Origin of the sequence: Actinoplanes sp. TBRC 11911, assembly GCF_012933445.1 — a bacterium.
In the GTDB taxonomy this organism is placed as follows: Bacteria; Actinomycetota; Actinomycetes; order Mycobacteriales; family Micromonosporaceae; genus Actinoplanes.
Genome location: NZ_JABBNC010000031.1, coordinates 64,912 through 81,839 on the forward strand (window position 1 = coordinate 64,912; position 16,928 = coordinate 81,839).

Here is a 16,928-nt window from a genome sequence, read left to right on the forward strand (position 1 = left end):
CGATGAGTGGGGGCGGGCGTAACTGGCGGCTGGTGCGCGCGGACACCGACGCGGTGCCGCCGTCCGTCCGCCGGTTCATGGCCCGCGCCCGGCAGCGCCGGCTGCGCGCCGCGATGCCCTGGGCGATCGCGGCCGGGGTGCTGGTGCTGGTCGCCCTGCTGAGCTGGATCGTCTACGGCACGTCCGCGCTCGGGGTGCGCGACGTGCGGGTGATCGGTGTGCAGGCGCTGACCCCGTTCGAGGTGGAGCGGGTCGCCGCGGTGCCGGCCGACCAGCCGCTCGCCCGGGTCGACCTGGGCGCGGTGCGCGCCCGGGTGCGCACCCTCGCGCCGGTCGACCGCGTGACCGTGCGGCGGAGCTGGCCGTCCACATTGGTGGTCGAGGTCGTCGAGCGTACGCCGGTGGCCGCGGTGCCGGTCGGCAAGGAGTTCACGCTGATCGACCGCAGCGGCGTGCCGTACCGGACGGTGGCCGCCAACCCCGGTGGCCTGCCGCTGGTGCGCATCGCGACACCGGGACCGTCCGACGTGAACACCCGGTCGGCGCTCAAGGTGCTGGCCGCGCTCAGCGACGACTTGCGCGAGCAGGTCGTCGAGATCTCGGTGGCCACGCCCGCGCAGATCAGCCTCGAACTGCGCAAGAACCGCACGGTGGTGTGGGGCGACGACACCGACAGCCCGCTGAAGAGCGAGGTGGCCACGCTGCTGCTGAAGCGGGCCGACAAGCGGATCGACGTCAGTGCGCCGATGGTTCCGACGATCCGCTAGGGTTTGTCCGGCAAGAGGCTGCGGTGTCTCTTTTGGGGTAAATGCCCCGTTCTGTCGTAGGTTACGGCTGCGTCGGATATTCGCCACCTAAGCGGGCGCCGACACGCCGTGCGGGGTCTTTGGCCTACGCCTGAAGTCCGCTTACGTTGCCTCCAGAGGTTCAGTGGTTGACATAACCCTAAGCCTCTAGTAGAGGGTGAGGGTTTCCTCGCCCTCCCTTGTAGTGGCAGCGGATGTCGAAGTTGCGGTTCCTCGCGGACCGCACGGGGCCCACGACATCCGCCAACCCCGGAAGGGAAGGCTGAGCCCGATGACACCTCCACACAACTACCTGGCGGTCATCAAAGTCGTCGGTATCGGCGGCGGCGGCGTCAACGCCGTGAACCGCATGATCGAGGTAGGGCTCAAGGGCGTCGAGTTCATCGCTATCAACACCGACGCACAGGCGCTGCTCATGAGCGACGCCGACGTGAAGCTCGACGTCGGCCGGGAGCTGACCCGCGGGCTGGGCGCCGGCGCGCAGCCGGAAGTCGGCAAGAACGCCGCCGAGGACCACCGCGACGAGATCGAAGAGGTGCTCAAGGGCGCCGACATGGTCTTCGTGACGTGCGGCGAGGGCGGCGGCACGGGCACCGGCGGCGCGCCCGTGGTCGCGAACATCGCCCGCAAGCTCGGCGCTCTCACCATCGGCGTGGTCACCCGGCCGTTCTCGTTCGAGGGCAAGCGCCGCCAGGTGCAGGCCGAGGCCGGCATCGACGAGCTCCGCAACCAGTGCGACACGCTGATCGTCATCCCGAACGACCGTCTGCTCGCGCTCGGCGACCGTGGCATCAGCATGATGGACGCGTTCCGTCAGGCCGACCAGGTGCTGCTCTCCGGTGTCCAGGGCATCACCGACCTGATCACCACGCCCGGTCTGATCAACCTGGACTTCGCCGACGTCAAGAGCGTGATGAGCGGCGCCGGCAGCGCACTGATGGGTATCGGCAGCGCCCGCGGCGACAACCGCGCGGTCGAGGCCGCCGAGAAGGCGATCTCCAGCCCGCTGCTGGAGCAGAGCATGGACGGTGCGCGTGGCGTGCTGTTGTCCATCGCCGGCGGTTCCGACCTCGGCCTGTTCGAGATCAACGACGCGGCGCAGCTGGTCACCGACGCCGCGCACCCGGACGCGAACATCATCTTCGGCGCGGTCATCGACGACGCTCTCGGCGACGAGGTGCGGGTGACCGTGATCGCGGCGGGCTTCGACGGGGGCACCCCCTCCTACAAGCCGTCCGAGCCGGCTCGCAAGGTGGTCCCGCAGCCGGCCTCGGCCCCGGCCGTCCCGGCGAACACCCCGGCTCCGGCCCCGGTCACGCCGCCGCCGGCCGCGACCACCCCGCCGCCGCGCCGCGTATTGTTCGATGACGTCGATGTGCCCGACTTCCTGAAGAACGGTTCCTGATACCCACGCGTACGCCCCCCATGGTTCCCGGACGCCGTGATCAGCTCGCGGCCTCGCTCGCCGAGGTACGGGAGCGGATCGCGCGTGCCTGCGCGTCGGCCGGGCGCCCGGCCGGCCAGGTCACCCTGGTCGCGGTGACCAAGACGTACCCGGCCAGCGACGTGGTGCTGCTCAGCGAGCTCGGCGTCACCGATGTCGGCGAGAACCGCGACCAGGAGGCGGCGCCGAAGGCCTTGGCCGCCGCGGCCGGCGGTGCGAAGGTGCGCTGGCACTTCGTCGGCCAGTTGCAGCGGAACAAGGCGAAGTCGGTCGCCGCGTACGCGGACGTGGTCGAGTCGGTCGACTCGGCCCGCCTCGCCGAGGCGCTCGACCGGGCGGCGGTCCTGCGGGCCGGCCCGCTGTCGGTGCTGATCCAGGTGAGCATCGACGGCGATCCGGCGCGCGGCGGCACCGTCGGCGATGATCTCTGGCGGGTTTCCGACACCGTCGCCGCCGCCGGCCACCTGCGGTTACGCGGACTGATGGCGGTGGCGCCGATGGACTGGGACCCGGACCGCGCCTTCGAACGGCTGGCCGGGCTCTCCGAGCGGCTGGTCAAGGCCCATCCCGAGGCGGCGGCGATCTCCGCGGGGATGAGCGGCGATCTGGAAGCGGCTGTACGGCACGGAGCGACACACGTACGGATAGGCACTTCTTTGCTCGGGATGCGAAACCAGCTGCGGTAGCCTTGCGGCGGGCAGCAAACTACATAGGTGTTGTTTAACGCGACGCGTTTCCGGGGCACACCGGGGGTACGCCGGCGCGGGGACGGCACGGCAGTACCGCGGGCGGGGATCCGTTACCGGAGCTCCGGTACGCACGAGGGGGGAATGCGGTTCGCCCAGGGGGCGCGTTCCGTGCAGCGGACGAAGGTGGGGGACATGACTGGTCAGGTCGACGCCGGGCGGGGAACCGCTCGGGTGCGGGATGGGGTGAACGCATGAGCGCGCTTCGTAAGGCGGGCGTCTGGCTGGGCCTCGTCGAGGAGGACGACGACCGCGGCTACGACGAGCGGGGATACCGCGAGAGCTCCTACCGCGACCGTGACCGCGACCGGTACTCCAACGATCGCTACGCGGACGAGTTCGCCGACGAGGACGAGGAGATGGAGGAGGAGCGAGCGGTGCCACGGGCGCGGTCCGAGCGCACCCGCATCTCCGAGCGTCTGTCCCGCGCGGACCTCGAGGACCACGATCGGGTGGAACGCCCCGAACGGGCGAGCGTCCGGTCGATCACGCGTTCCACCACGTCCAGTGAGGCCGCCGCTCCGATGAGCTACTCCACCCGGGAGAACCTGGCGCTCGCGCCGCAGGCCGTGCACCAGCCGTCGCCGGCCCCCCGGCAGGTCGAGGACGAGCAGCGATACCAGATCACGACGCTGCACCCGACCACCTACCGCGAGGCGCGCACGATCGGGGAGCACTTCCGCGACGGCGTTCCGGTGATCATCAACCTCACCGAGATGGATGAAGGGGATGCCCGCCGTCTGGTGGACTTCGCTGCCGGTCTGGCGTTCGGTCTACGCGGTACGATCGAGCGCGTGACCAACCGGGTTTTCCTGCTCTCACCGGCGAATGTCCAGGTCACCGCGGAGGACAAGGCCAAGATCGCTGAGGGTGGGTTCTTCAACCAGAGTTGACCCGAACGAGGGATCCACCAGCGTGCTGTCGATCGTCTTTCAGATCCTGTACCTCTTGGTATACGTCTATTTCTTAGTCCTGCTTGCCAGGTTCGTGCTCGGTGCGGTACTCCAATACGGCCGACGCTGGCAGCCTGGTCGCGGGGCTTCGGCGGCACTCGAAACGGTGTGGAGCGTCACTGATCCGCCCCTCAAGGCGTTGAGGCGTGTGATCCCTCCGCTGCGCATTGGTAACGTGAGTTTGGACCTAGCTTCCATCGTGCTGCTGGTTATCCTGTTCGTGCTCTATGCGTTCGTGCTGGAAAGCTTGATTAACAACTTCAGCTAGCTAGATAGACAGCAGCCCCAACCGCGGCCGCGACTGACCCGAGGAGTTTCGATGCCGCTGACCCCGGCCGACGTGCACAACGTCGCCTTCAAGAAGCCCCCGATCGGCAAGCGGGGGTACGACGAGGAGGAGGTCGACGCCTTCCTGGACGAGGTCGAGCGTGAGCTCGCCCGTCTGATCGAGGAGAACAACGAGCTGCGTGCCCAGGTGGAGCGTGGCGGTCGGGGTGGCGCACCAGCCGGCCCGGGTGCCGACCCCCGCCTCGCTGCGGAGCTGAACGAAGTCAAGGCCCAGCTGGACCGGGTGCAGCGCGACAAGGCGCAGGCCGAGCAGGCCGCCCGGCAGATGCAGGCCGAGCTCGAGCAGGTGCGTGCCCAGGGACCGGTCGGTGCCGGCCCCGCCGCCGGCGGCGCGGACGGCGAGCAGCAGGCCCTGCGGGTCCTGATGATGGCCCAGCGCACCGCCGACGACCACGTCGCCGACGCCCGCCGCGAGGCCGACAAGCTGCTCTCCGACGCCCGGTCGAAGGCGGAGGAGGTCACCCGCGAGGCCCGCGCCAAGGCCGACGCCCTCGAGCGCGACGCTCGCCAGCGTCACCAGGAGGCCATGGGCGGCCTCGACGCGAAGCGTTCCGCGCTGCAGAAGCACATCGAGGAGCTCAAGCAGTTCGAGCGCGAGTACCGCACTCGCCTCAAGGCCTACCTGGAGAGCCAGCTGCGCGACCTGGACGGTCGTGGCCAGGGCCTCGAGGCGGAGATGTCGCGTGCCGACACCGGCCGGGCCGTCGGCGGCTCCGGCGGTCTCGCCGCGGCCGGTCTCGCCAGCTCGTACGGCGGCACCCGCGCCGGTGCCATCGAGTCCGGGCGCTGACGCCGCCCCTTCATCGACCGTCACCGACGACGAGGATGAGCCATGATTCCCGCTAGCCTGCTGCTCATCCTCGTCGCGGTGACGCTGCTCGTTCTCGGCCTCACCGGCGGATCGAGCAACCTGCTGATCAGCTCCATCGTGGCCAGTCTGCTGGCTGCGGTGGCCCTGGTCATCAGCGCCCGCCAGACGGCGTCCAAGCGCGTGGCCGAGGAGCCCGCGCCCGCGTTCCCGGCCGCGCCCGAGTTCGCGCCCGACGCCGAGCCGACGTATGCGGCCGAGCCCGAGTTCGCCGAGGCCGCGCGCGACACCGTCCAGTTCGAGCCGGTGCCGGATTCCGTTGCGGGCGATTTGTCCGCCGATGAGGCTCCTGTGCCCACTCCGGCCGCTTCCGACGAGGCCGACGACGAGGAAGAGTTCGCCGAACCGGACGCCGACGACCCGGACGACGAGCCGCTGCCCCAGGCGGTGCGCCCCGCCGACGCTGTCCGGGTGGCCCGGATGGACGCCGAGGTGCTGGTGGTCGACGGGCGTCCGCGCTATCACCTGGCCGACTGCCCGCATCTGGTCGGCAAGCTCGCCGAGCCGGTTCCGGTCAACGAGGCGATCGAGCTCGGCTTCAGCCCGTGCGGGCTGTGCCGGCCGGTGGATCGCTTGGCTGCCGCCGCGGCCCACAGCTGAGGGGTGCACATCCAGGCACCTTGATCGGCACAATGGGGCATGCTCGAAGACGGTGGCGGCTGAGGTGGCCGGGAGGCTGGACCTCGCGTTGCTCATCGGAGCGGCGGTCCTGCTCGTCGCCGTGGCCGCGGTGCGGTGGTCCACCCGGCTCGGCCTGCCCAGCCTTCTCGTCTACCTGGCCCTCGGCGTCCTGATCGGCGAGGCCGGCCTCGGCATCCAGTTCGAGGATTTCGAACTGACCCGCACGCTCGGGCTCTGCGCGCTCATCGTGATCATCGCGGAGGGCGGCCTCACCGCGCGGTGGAGCAGCCTGCGGCCGGTGCTCGGGCTCTCCGCGACGCTGGCGACCGTCGGCGTCGCGGTCAGCATCGTCGTGGTCGGGCTCGCCGTGCACTGGATCCTCGGGCTCGACTGGCGGTTGTCGCTGCTCTACGGCGCGGTGCTGTCGTCGACCGACGCCGCCGCCGTCTTCGCCACGCTGCGCCGGCTGCGGCTGCCACCCCGGGTGGTGGCCACCCTCGAGGCCGAGTCCGGCATGAACGACGCCCCGGTCGTCCTGCTGGTCGTGCTGCTCAGCGCCACCGACGTGTCCGGGCACCCGTGGTGGTACGAGCTGCTCATCGTGGTCTACGAGCTGGCCGCCGGGGCCGCCTTCGGCTATCTGGTGGGCGCCGGCGGCGTCTGGCTGCTGCGCCGGGCCGCGCTGCCCTCCTCGGGCCTCTATCCCATCGCCGCGGTCGGGCTCACGGTTCTCGCGTACGCCGTGGGCGCCGTCGCCCACGCGTCCGGATTCCTCGCGGTCTACGTCGCCGGCGTCGTGCTCGGCAACGGCCGCCTCCCGCATCGCCGGGCCATCCTCGGTTTCGCCGACGGCCTCGCCTGGGTCGCCCAGATCGGCCTGTTCGTACTGCTCGGCCTGCTCGTCTCGCCCGACCGGCTGGGCTCCGCCCTGGTCCCGGCCCTGGTCGTCGGCGTCGCCCTGGTGCTGCTGGCACGCCCGCTCTCGGTGATCATCTCGGCGGTGGTCGCCCGTCCGCTGCGCGGCCCGCGGCGGCCCGGCAACCGGGTCGGCTGGCGCGGCAGCGCGTTCCTGTCCTGGGCCGGGCTGCGCGGGGCCGTCCCGATCGTGCTGGCCACGATCCCGCTCTCGGCTGGGACGCCGGGCGCGCTCGGGCTGTTCGACGCGGTCTTCGTCCTGGTGGTCATCTTCACCCTGCTGCAGGCCAGCACGCTGGGACCGGCGGCCCGGCTGCTGCGGATCACGGCGCCGGCCGAGGCGGCCGAGGTGCATGTGGAGACCGCGCCGCTGGAGAACATGAACGCGGATCTCCTGCAGATCGATGTGGCCGAGGGGTCGCGGCTGGCCGGCGTGCACATCGACGAGCTTCGCCTGCCGGTCGGGGCCTCGGTGACGCTGGTGGTGCGCGACGGCGCCGGTTTCGTGCCCGGGCCGGACACCCGGCTGCGCACCGGTGACGCGATGCTCATCGTAACCACCGCGGCCGTACGGGACGTGGCCGAACGCCGCTTGCGGGCGGTGAGCCGGCGCGGCCGGCTGGCCCGATGGTTCGGTGAGGACGGCCGCGAGCAGCCGTAACATGATCTCCGCCGGGTGGGTGCCAGAAACGAAGGATCCGGTGGGGTTGGTTGTCGGCTTCGTTTACGCACCGTATCCTTGCCATCCTCATTGAGTGCGCGCGGCGGTTCTCCGGCCGCGCCGTTCGTGCAGGTGGGGGACGGCCGCTCGGGGCAGAGCGGCCGGTTTGACAGCGGGACCGGCGTAGGCGACGCCGGGTCCCGGGACCGCTGACCGCCGCGCCGCCGGGCGTGGCCGAGGGAGCGACCATGGCCAAAGCAACGAGCACCACGTCGGGCGCGACCGAGAAGGCTCCCGTGAAGAAGACCCGCACCGCGGCGGAAACCGAGAAGATCCGGGTCGCGCTGGTCGAGCGTCGCGACGAGCTGCAGACCGAGTACGAGGTATCACTTGTCGAGATCAACGAGCTACAACGGGAACGGCTCGCCGACTCGGCGGGTGACGACCAGGCCGACACCGGCACCAAGACGTTCGAGCGAGAACAGGAGATCACCCTCGCGAACACGTTGCTGGAGCGGATCACACAGGTGGAACGCGCCATCGACCGGCTCGGCGCGGGCAACTACGGTTACTGCGAGCGGTGCGGCAACGCGATCCCGGTCGAGCGACTGGCGGCGTTCCCGTCCGCGACCCTTTGTGTGACCTGTAAGCAGCTGGAGGAACGACGCTGAACGCCGACGAGGCAGCGGGAGCGGCCACGGTGAGCGAGCCGGACCCGGAGGAACAGCACAAGCCTGGCATGCGTGGCCGGGCGATCGCGGTGCTCGCGGCCGTCGCGGTGCTCGCGGTGGCTGTTGATCAGATAGTGAAATATCTCAGCACGCAGCACCTGACCGAGGGCGAGCCGGTTCGCATCCTCGGCGGCCTGATCTACCTGTCGCTGCTGCGTAACAGCGGAGCGGCGTTCAGCCTGGGCACCGGCGTCACGTGGGTGTTCCCGCTGATCACGCTGGTGGTGGTCGGCTGGATCGTGTGGATGGCGACCCGGCTGCGGTCGGTGCCGTGGGCGATCGCGCTCGGGCTGGTGCTCGGCGGGGCGCTCGGCAACCTCACCGACCGGCTGTTCCGCGCGCCGGGCCCGTTCCGCGGTCACGTGGTCGACATGATCAGCGCGTTCGCGCCGTACGGGGAGAAGTTCGCCGTTTTCAACATCGCGGACAGCTGTCTCACGGTCGGGGTCATCCTGGCGATCCTGCTGGAGCTCACCGGCCGGCAACGGGACGGGCGTCGAGGCGTACGGGCGAAAGAGAAAGCGTCGTGACCAGCCGCAGCCTGCCGGTGCCGGACGGGTTGGACGGCATGCGGCTCGACCAGGCCGTGTCGCGGCTGTTCGGGCTGTCCCGCACGGCCGCCGCGACGCTGGTGGAGTCCGGTGACGCGCTCGTCGACGGCTTTCCGCGGCCCAAGTCCGACAAGGTCAGCGCCGGTTCCTGGCTGGAGGTGACGCTGCCGCCGCCGGTCACCGCGCCCGCCGTGGTGGCCGAGCCGGTGCACGGCATGTCCATCATCTACAGCGACGACGACATCGTGGTGGTGGACAAGCCGGTCGGCGTGGCCGCGCACCCGAGTCCGGGCTGGACCGGCCCGACCGTCATCGGCGGACTGGCCGCGATGGGGCAGAACGTGGCGACCAGCGGCGCCGCCGAACGGCAGGGCATCGTGCACCGCCTCGACGTCGGCACCACCGGACTCATGGTGGTGGCGAAGAGCGAGATGGCGTACAGCGTTCTCAAACGCGCGTTCAAGGAACGCGAGGTGGACAAGCGCTACCACGCGGTGGTGCAGGGTCACCTCGATCCGCTGCGCGGCACCATCGACGCGCCGATCGACCGGCACCCCACGGCCGACTACCGGTACGCGGTGATGTCGAGCGGTAAGCCCAGTGTCACGCATTACGACACGATCGAGGCGTTCCGCTCGGCCAGCCTGGTCGACGTGAAACTGGAGACCGGGCGTACGCATCAGATCCGGGTGCACTTCTCCGCGCTGCGTCATCCGTGCGTGGGCGACCTGACCTACGGCGCCGACCCGACGCTGGCGACCCGGCTGAACCTGAACCGGCAGTGGCTGCACGCCCGGGAATTGGGGTTCCTGCACCCCCGGACGCAGGATGAGGTCCGGTTCGTCAGCGAATACCCTGACGACCTCAGGTACGCGCTGGACGTCCTGCGGGACGGCAGCTGAACGCGGGGGAGTCCGGCTTGGGGTCCGCGGACCAGGCGGTGCACGGCGCGGTCTCGTTCCGTACGGTGATCGCGTTCTCCGTCCTGGCCGTGGGTGTGGTCCTGCTCGGCGCGCTCTGGGTGAGCCGCCGGCAGGCGCTGCCCGACGACGACCTCGGCGACGTGGTACGCGTCGGGGTCGTGCAGGGCCAGACCGTCGGCGGATACATCGCGTCCGCGCGCAAGGAGCTGGCCTCCCTCACCAAAGCGTCCGCGCCGGTGGCCGGTGACACGTGGGCGCTGGTCAGCCTGGACAGGTACGTCGCACCGGGCAGCCTGCCGGACCTGTTCTCCGGCGCCGCGGTGGCCGAGGTCTACACCCGGGTGCCGCTGTCCGGAGTGCACACCCAGGTGGTCCGCATCCCGGTGTACCGGCTGCCCGCCGACGTGATGACCGGGATGCTCGACGCGTCGCTGGACCGCGACCGGGAAGCGGCCGAGTACCGCCAGCTCAGCCGCCGCACCGCGGCCGATCAGGTGCGGGCCCGGCAGGCGTACGAGGCGGCGGCGGTCTCGGCGGCCGCGGAGGCGGCGGCGTACCGGACCGGCTGCTCCTGCGTGTTCGCCGCGGTGATACGCGGCGCACCGACCACATTGCAGGGAGTGGCGACCCGCCCCGGCGTCCGGGTGGTCGACCCCGCGCCCGAGGTGCTTCGCCTGGACCGCACCGAGTTCCGGCCGCCGTTGCCCGAGCAGTCCGGCACGGTGCCGCCCGACTCCGGTCCCTCGCCTGTAGTGCCAAACGATGTTTCGGGCATTGCCACCCGTACGTCCGCGCCGATACTGTCGTCGCTCGGGGTTCCGTCTGTGAGATCCGCCTCATCGAGCGGTGACGACAGCCGGAGCCGCCCCGCCGCCCCCACATCGGAGGATCGCCCTGCCGTACCCTCTGCGTCAGACGCGAAGCCTGCTCAGGACGTGCCGAGCCGTTCACCGGCAGCACCCTGATCGCGGTCCGGGCGTTAGGTTTCTCGTCCACGATACGTACGCACGGTCACCCGTCGGCAACCGTGCTGCCGATGTTCGAGCACGCGAGCGACCAGGAAGGTCCATCAGGTAGTGGCCTGAATAGGGTTCGCTCCGTAGCCTGTCAGGGGCGAGGAGCCCGGGGCGACGGGCATCACCGAGAGTTACGGGCAGGGAGGACTAGCCGTGGATGGGACCGAGACCGGCTGGGGCCGGCCTGCGGAACCAGCCCCGCGCTGGCGGGCGCTGCTCGACCGTGCCCGGCACGCCCGGAACACGGACGAGCCGGCCGAGCCCGAGACTCCGCAGGCGCCGCAGCAGTATTCGCAGCCGCTTCCTACGCGCCGGCCGGTGAATCCGCTGGATTCCCGCGGGTCGTACGAGCGGCCCGCGCCCGCTGCCACGCCGTACGAGCCGCGCCGGGCCGAGCCGGCTGCGGTGCCGCCGCGGCCGATCAATCCGCTTGATCCGCGCTGGCAGGGGCGGCAGCAGGAAACGCGTGCCGCCGATTCCTGGCAGGCGGAGTCGCGTCCGGCTGAGCCGTGGCAGGCCGAGTCGAGGCAGGCCGAGTCGCGGCCGGCCGAGTCTTGGCAGGCCGAGTCGCGGCAGGGGGAGCAGACGCCCGCGCGCCGCTCGGACCCGGGTAGCTTCTTCAGCCCGTCGGCGCGGTCGGCGCCGGTCGCACCGCCGCCGGCCCGGGACTATCCGCAGATCCGGGCCTCCGCGGCCGCTCCGGTGATGCCGCCGCCCGCGCAGCTCGCACCGCCGCCCGTTTCCGCGCCTGCGCCGCTTGCGCCGCCGCCCGTGTCCGCGCCTGCGCCGCCCGCCTCGCAGCCGGTTCGCCCGGCCGTCGCGCCGCAACCGACGTCGCCGGCCGCGGCCCGCATCGAGTGGCGTCAGACCCGGCCGGACGACGAGCGGGAACGCGCCGTCGCGGTGATGCGGCGCAAGGTGGGCAAGCCGCGGGTGCTGGCGTTCGCCAACCCGAAGGGCGGCGTGCACAAGACGACCGCGACCGTGCTGGCCGCCGCCACCATCGGCAGCGTCCGGGGGCGGGGCGTGCTCGCGTGGGACGACAACGAGCTGCGCGGCACCCTCGGCCTGCGAGCCGGGAGCGCCCGGCACGCCCGTACGATCAAGCATCTTCTCGCCGATCTCATGCAGATCGAGAATCTGCACGGCGATGCCCTGCTGCAGGAGCTCGACGGGTACCTGCGGCACGCCTCGGACGGGTCGTACGACGTGCTGGCCGGCGAGGAGAATCCGCGTTTCGCGCAGCGACTCGACCAGGGCACGGTGCGCCGCGTGATGGACCTGCTGCGCCGCACGCACGACGTGATCTGCGTCGACACCGGCAACAACGTGGAGAGCGTCAACTGGCAGACCGTGATGCGCCAGGCCGACCAGCTGGTGATCACCACGGTGCCGCGCGAGGACGCCGCCTTCACCGCCGACTGGATGCTCGACGTGCTCGACGAGAGCGGCATGGGTGACCTGGTCGCGAACGCGGTCACGCTGATCTCCTGCCCGGCGCCGGGGCCGCTGCCGCTGCTGGACGACTTCGTGAAGCACTTCACCACCCGCACCCGCGCGGTCGCCGTGGTCCCGTACGATCCGGCTCTCGAGGTGGGCTCGTCGATCGAGTATCAGGATCTTCAGGTCGAGACGCGCGAGGCATGGCTGCGGGCCGCATCTGTGATGATCGAGCCATTCGCGGAGTGACCCGCGTTTGATACCCGGAAAGTGTCGGGGGTCGGGGCTAGAGTCTCTCGCAGTCGTACAACAACTAAAGGGGGCCCGGAGTGTCTGACTCGTTCGTGCATCTCCACGTGCACACCGAGTATTCGATGCTCGACGGGGCTGCCCGCGTCAAAGAGCTGCTCGCCGAGGCGTCCCGGCTGGGCATGCCGGCCGCGGCGATCACCGACCACGGCAACATGCACGGGGCGTACGACTTCTATACGCAGGCCAAGGCCGCCGGCATCACGCCGGTGATCGGGGTCGAGGCGTACGTGGCTCCGGAGTCCCGGCTGACCAAGAGCCGCATCAAGTGGGGCCGCCCGGAGCAGAAGGGCGACGACGTCTCCGGTAACGGTGCGTATACCCATATGACCATGTGGGCGCGCAACGCGGTCGGGCTGAAGAACCTGTTCCGGCTCAACTCGCGGGCCTCGATGGAGGGCCAGCTCGGTAAGTATCCGCGGATGGATTTCGACATCATCGCGGAGCACGCCGAGGGGATCATGGGGACCACCGGCTGCCCGTCCGGCACGGTGCAGACCCGCTTGCGGCTCGGCCAGTTCGACGAGGCCTTGAAGTCCGCGGCGATGTATCAGGAGGCCCTGGGGAAGGACAACTACTTCCTCGAGATCATGGATCACGGCCTGTCGATCGAGAAGCGGGTGCGCGACGGCCTGCTCGAGATCGGTCAGAAGCTGGGCATCCCGCCGCTGGTCACCAACGACTCGCACTACACGTACGAAGCGCAGGCCGAGGCCCACGACGTGCTGCTCTGCGTGCAGACCGGCAGCAACGTGGCCGACCCGAACAGGTTCCGGTTCGACGGCAAGGGCTACTTCGTCAAGTCGGCCGACCAGATGCGCGCGGTCGACTCCTCCGAGGCCTGGCAGGAGGGCGTCCGCAACACGTTGCTGGTGGCGTCGCGGGTCGAGACCGACGGCATGTTCACCTTCAAGAACCTGATGCCCCGCTTCCCGATCCCGGACGGCTACACCGAGGAGGAGTATTTCCGGCACGTCGCGTACGAGGGCCTGCACCACCGGTTCCCGGACGGCATCCCGGACACCCACGTCAAGCAGGCCGAATACGAACTGGGCGTCATCATCCAGATGGGCTTCCCGGCGTACTTCCTGGTGGTCGCCGATTTCATCCAGTGGTCGAAGCGCAACGGCATCGCGGTCGGCCCGGGCCGTGGCTCGGCCGCGGGCTCGCTGGTGGCGTACGCGATGGGCATCACCGACCTCGACCCGCTGCCGCACGGGCTGATCTTCGAGCGGTTCCTCAACCCGGAGCGCATCTCGATGCCGGACGTCGACATCGACTTCGACGAGCGCCGGCGCGGCGAGGTCATCAAGTACGTGACCGACCGGTGGGGCGAGGACAAGGTCGCCCAGATCGCCACCTTCGGCACGATCAAGGCGAAGGCCGCGATCAAGGACTCGGCGCGCGTGCTCGGTTACCCGTTCGCGGTCGGCGACCGGATCACCAAGGCGCTGCCGCCCGACGTGATGGGCAAGGGCATCCCGCTCGCCGGCATCTTCGACAAGGACCACAAGCGGTACAGCGAGGCCGGCGAGATCCGGACGATGTACGAGCAGGACCCCGACGTCAAGAAGGTGATCGACACCGCGCGGGGCATCGAGGGCCTGATCCGGCAGACCGGTGTGCACGCGGCCGGCGTGATCATGTCCGCCGAGCCGATCATCGACCACATCCCGCTGATGCGCCGCCCCGCCGACGGGGTGATCATCACGCAGTTCGACTACCCGACCTGCGAGACGCTCGGGCTGCTCAAGATGGACTTCCTGGGCCTGCGAAATCTGACGATCCTGGACGACGCGGTCAAGAACATCAAGCTGAACCACGGGCTCGACCTGGATCTGCTGGCGTTGCCGCTCGACGACGCCCCGTCGTACGAACTGCTGGCCCGGGGCGACACCCTGGGCGTGTTCCAGCTCGACGGTGGCCCGATGCGGTCGCTGCTGCGGTTGATGAAGCCGGACAACTTCGAGGACATCTCGGCCGTGCTGGCGTTGTATCGGCCGGGCCCAATGGGTGTCGAGTCGCATACCAACTACGCGCTGCGTAAGAACAAGCTTCAGGACATTACGCCGATCCACCCGGAGTTGGCGGAGCCGCTGCGCGAGATCCTCGAGCCGACCTACGGTCTGATCGTCTACCAGGAGCAGGTGCAGCGAGCAGCGCAGATCCTCGCGGACTACACCCTGGGTCAGGCCGATCTTCTTCGGCGTGCGATGGGTAAGAAGAAGAAGGAGATCCTCGACAAGGAGTTCGGCCCCTTCCGAGACGGGTGCCGTGCCAGGGGTTTTTCTGACGAGGCGATCCAGGCTGTCTGGGACGTGCTGGTCCCGTTCGCCGGTTACGCGTTCAACAAGGCACACTCCGCGGCGTACGGGCTGGTGTCCTACTGGACGGCGTATCTCAAGGCGCACTACCCGGCCGAATACATGGCGGGGCTGCTGACCAGCGTCGGCGACGACAAGGACAAGATGGCGATGTATCTGGCCGAGTGCCGGCGCATGGGCATCCAGGTCCTGCCGCCCGACGTGAACCAGTCGGCGGGCCCGTTCACCCCGGTGGGCAAGGACATCCGCTTCGGTCTGGCGGCGGTCCGCAACGTCGGCCACAACGTGGTCGACGCGATCGCCCGCGCCCGCACCGAGAAATCCGCGTATCAGGACTTCTACGACTTCCTGTCGAAGGTGGACGCGGTGGTCTGCAACAAGAAGACCATTGAATCCTTGATCAAGGCGGGCGCGTTCGACTCGATGGGCCACAGCCGCAAGGGCCTGCTCGCCGTGCACGCCGAGGCCATCGACGCGTACGCCGACGTGAAGCGCAACGAGGCCGCGGGCCAGTTCGACCTGTTCGGCGCGTTCGGCGACGCGGAGGGCGGCAGTTCGGCCACGGTCGCGATGCCGCCCATCACCGACGACGAGTGGGACAAGCGCGACAAATTGGCCTTCGAGCGGGAGATGCTCGGCCTCTACGTCTCCGACCATCCGCTGGCCGGCCTCGAACAACTGCTGCAGGCTTCGGCCGACACCACGATCGCCGCGCTGAACGAGGAGGGCTCGGTCGCCGACGGCCAGATCGTCACGCTGGCCGGCATCCTGACCGGCGTGCAGCGGCGCATCACCAAGCAGGGCCGGGCGTGGGCGTCCGCGACGCTGGAGGATCTGGCCGGCGGCGTCGAGACGTTGTTCTTCCCGAACACGTACGAGGTGATCGGCCAGTACATCGCCGAGGACGCCATCGTGGTGGTCCGCGGCCGCGTCGACCGCCGCGACGACACCCCACGCATCATGGCGATGGACATGTCCTTGCCCGACATCAGCCACAATCCGGACAGCAAACCGATCACCCTGACCATGCCGATCACCCGCTGCACCCCGCCGCTGGTCTCCGAGCTCAAGGAGATCCTCACCAGCCACCCCGGCGACTCAGAGGTCCACGTCCACTTGCAGAACGGCAGCCGCACCACGGTCCTCCGCCTCGGCGCGGTCCGGGTGGCCCCCACGCCGGCCTTGCGAGCAGACCTGAAAACCATCCTGGGCCCGTCGGCGGTGGGCTGACCCATCCGGTACGCCGGCGCGGCTCCCCAACCGCACCGGCCCAGCCCCCCGCCTCCGGCGGCTGCCGCCGCGAGCCAGGCGTCTGGTCACGGCCCTGCCGCGCCCACCGGGCTGACCTGCCGCCGCAGCCGGATGGTGGTTGCGGCCGGGGGCTGGTCTGCTCGTGCGGGCGGGTGGTGGTTGCGGCTGCGCCGTTGGTCCGCTGTTCCGGCCGGGTGGTGGTTGCGGCTCACGGGCTGGTCTGCGCTGCTGCGGGCGGGCGGGTGGTGGTTGCGGTCTTGCTGCGGTTGTGGGGCTGGTCTGCTGCTGCGAGCCAGAGGTGGGTTGCGGTCTTTGGCTGGCCGCTGGATCGAACTGGTAGCGCGGGGCGGGGCGGGGTTGTGGGCTTGCGGCGGCCACCGGGCGAGCCTGCGCGCAAGCGACGAACGGGCGCGGTCGGCTGTGGCCGACGGGTGGTTTGCTGGCGCAAGTGCGGCGCGGACTCGGGGCCCTTCGGACCGTGGTTGCCGCGTCGATCTGTGCGTAAGTGCGGCGGGGGCTCGGGGTCGGACGGTGGTTGCCGCGTTGATCTGTGCGTAAGTGCGGCGGGGGCTCGGGGTCGGACGGTGGTTGCCGCGTTGATCTGTGCGCAAGTGCGGCGCGGGCTTGCGGTGGGGCCGGGGCTGCCGCGCTGATCTGCCGGCGGCGCCGTTGGCGTCGCGGGTGCGGCCAACCGGTTCGCGCGGTGCCGAATCGGCGGGCGGATTTGTCGGGATTGGCGGGTGCGCGGGGATTTTGCGCCGTGGCTCGCGGTCGTCGGCGGGCTGAACTGGTGGGGTTGAGCTGGTGGGACGCTGCGTGGCGTCGGGGTTGCGCAGGGGTGGCGGACGCTGACAGGAAGACCTGGCAGGATCGAGGGGTGAACCCGAGTCAGGAGCCGGCTCAGCCGCAACAGTCCGGCCCGCCGCCGGCCGATCCGACCGCAGACCCCGTCGCGTACGGCGCGCCTGGTCAGCCGGCCGCGGACGAGCCCGGCGACGCTTCGTCCAGCCCGGTCAACGGC

General features: G+C 70.2%; 14 protein-coding genes. All 14 read left to right on the top strand.

Going from position 1 to position 16,928, the window contains the following annotated elements; all coding sequences use genetic code 11:
* Window positions 1–2: 2 nt before the first annotated feature.
* The 14 genes from HH310_RS32110 to dnaE all read left to right on the top strand — a co-directional run bounded on the left by HH310_RS32110 (window position 3) and on the right by dnaE (window position 15,886).
* On the top strand, window positions 3–767 hold the full coding sequence (locus tag HH310_RS32110; RefSeq protein ID WP_169179462.1) for a cell division protein FtsQ/DivIB: 765 nt from the start codon (window positions 3–5) through the stop codon (window positions 765–767).
* 310 nt (window positions 768–1,077) lie between these two features.
* Entirely contained in the window at window positions 1,078–2,211 is a 1,134-nt protein-coding gene (ftsZ, locus tag HH310_RS32115) for a cell division protein FtsZ (RefSeq protein WP_169179463.1), read from the top strand.
* 20 nt (window positions 2,212–2,231) lie between these two features.
* The gene (locus HH310_RS32120; RefSeq protein ID WP_169179464.1) at window positions 2,232–2,936 is read left to right on the top strand and encodes a YggS family pyridoxal phosphate-dependent enzyme; all 705 of its coding nucleotides are present in this window, start codon (window positions 2,232–2,234) and stop codon (window positions 2,934–2,936) included.
* 254 nt (window positions 2,937–3,190) lie between these two features.
* A complete protein-coding gene (locus HH310_RS32125) occupies window positions 3,191–3,889 on the top strand; it encodes a cell division protein SepF (protein ID WP_169179465.1) in 699 nt (232 codons plus the stop codon).
* Window positions 3,890–3,911: 22 nt separating this feature from the next.
* Complete coding sequence (locus tag HH310_RS32130) at window positions 3,912–4,217, top strand: YggT family protein (protein ID WP_169179466.1); 306 nt, start codon at window positions 3,912–3,914, stop codon at window positions 4,215–4,217.
* A gap of 51 nt (window positions 4,218–4,268) precedes the next feature.
* Complete coding sequence (locus HH310_RS32135) at window positions 4,269–5,087, top strand: DivIVA domain-containing protein (protein WP_169179467.1); 819 nt, start codon at window positions 4,269–4,271, stop codon at window positions 5,085–5,087.
* A 42-nt stretch (window positions 5,088–5,129) separates the two neighbouring features.
* Window positions 5,130–5,765 carry a hypothetical protein gene (locus tag HH310_RS32140; protein WP_169179468.1) on the top strand — a complete coding sequence of 212 codons (636 nt, stop codon included), beginning with the start codon at window positions 5,130–5,132 and terminating at the stop codon, window positions 5,763–5,765.
* Between the two features lie 64 nt (window positions 5,766–5,829).
* The gene (locus HH310_RS32145; protein WP_169179512.1) at window positions 5,830–7,362 is read left to right on the top strand and encodes a potassium/proton antiporter; all 1,533 of its coding nucleotides are present in this window, start codon (window positions 5,830–5,832) and stop codon (window positions 7,360–7,362) included.
* Window positions 7,363–7,610: 248 nt separating this feature from the next.
* The gene (locus HH310_RS32150) at window positions 7,611–8,033 is read left to right on the top strand and encodes a TraR/DksA family transcriptional regulator (RefSeq protein WP_169179469.1); all 423 of its coding nucleotides are present in this window, start codon (window positions 7,611–7,613) and stop codon (window positions 8,031–8,033) included.
* A 68-nt stretch (window positions 8,034–8,101) separates the two neighbouring features.
* Window positions 8,102–8,623, top strand: a complete 522-nt coding sequence (gene lspA, locus HH310_RS32155) for a signal peptidase II (protein ID WP_169179513.1) — start codon at window positions 8,102–8,104, stop codon at window positions 8,621–8,623.
* A 38-nt stretch (window positions 8,624–8,661) separates the two neighbouring features.
* Window positions 8,662–9,546 (top strand): RluA family pseudouridine synthase, encoded by an 885-nt coding sequence (locus tag HH310_RS32160; RefSeq protein ID WP_248294647.1) that lies wholly within the window; start codon window positions 8,662–8,664, stop codon window positions 9,544–9,546.
* 17 nt (window positions 9,547–9,563) lie between these two features.
* Complete coding sequence (locus HH310_RS32165) at window positions 9,564–10,532, top strand: hypothetical protein (protein WP_169179471.1); 969 nt, start codon at window positions 9,564–9,566, stop codon at window positions 10,530–10,532.
* Between the two features lie 204 nt (window positions 10,533–10,736).
* Window positions 10,737–12,272 carry an AAA family ATPase gene (locus HH310_RS32170; RefSeq protein ID WP_169179472.1) on the top strand — a complete coding sequence of 512 codons (1,536 nt, stop codon included), beginning with the start codon at window positions 10,737–10,739 and terminating at the stop codon, window positions 12,270–12,272.
* Between the two features lie 80 nt (window positions 12,273–12,352).
* The gene (gene dnaE / locus HH310_RS32175) at window positions 12,353–15,886 is read left to right on the top strand and encodes a DNA polymerase III subunit alpha (protein ID WP_169179473.1); all 3,534 of its coding nucleotides are present in this window, start codon (window positions 12,353–12,355) and stop codon (window positions 15,884–15,886) included.
* Window positions 15,887–16,928: the final 1,042 nt, after the last annotated feature.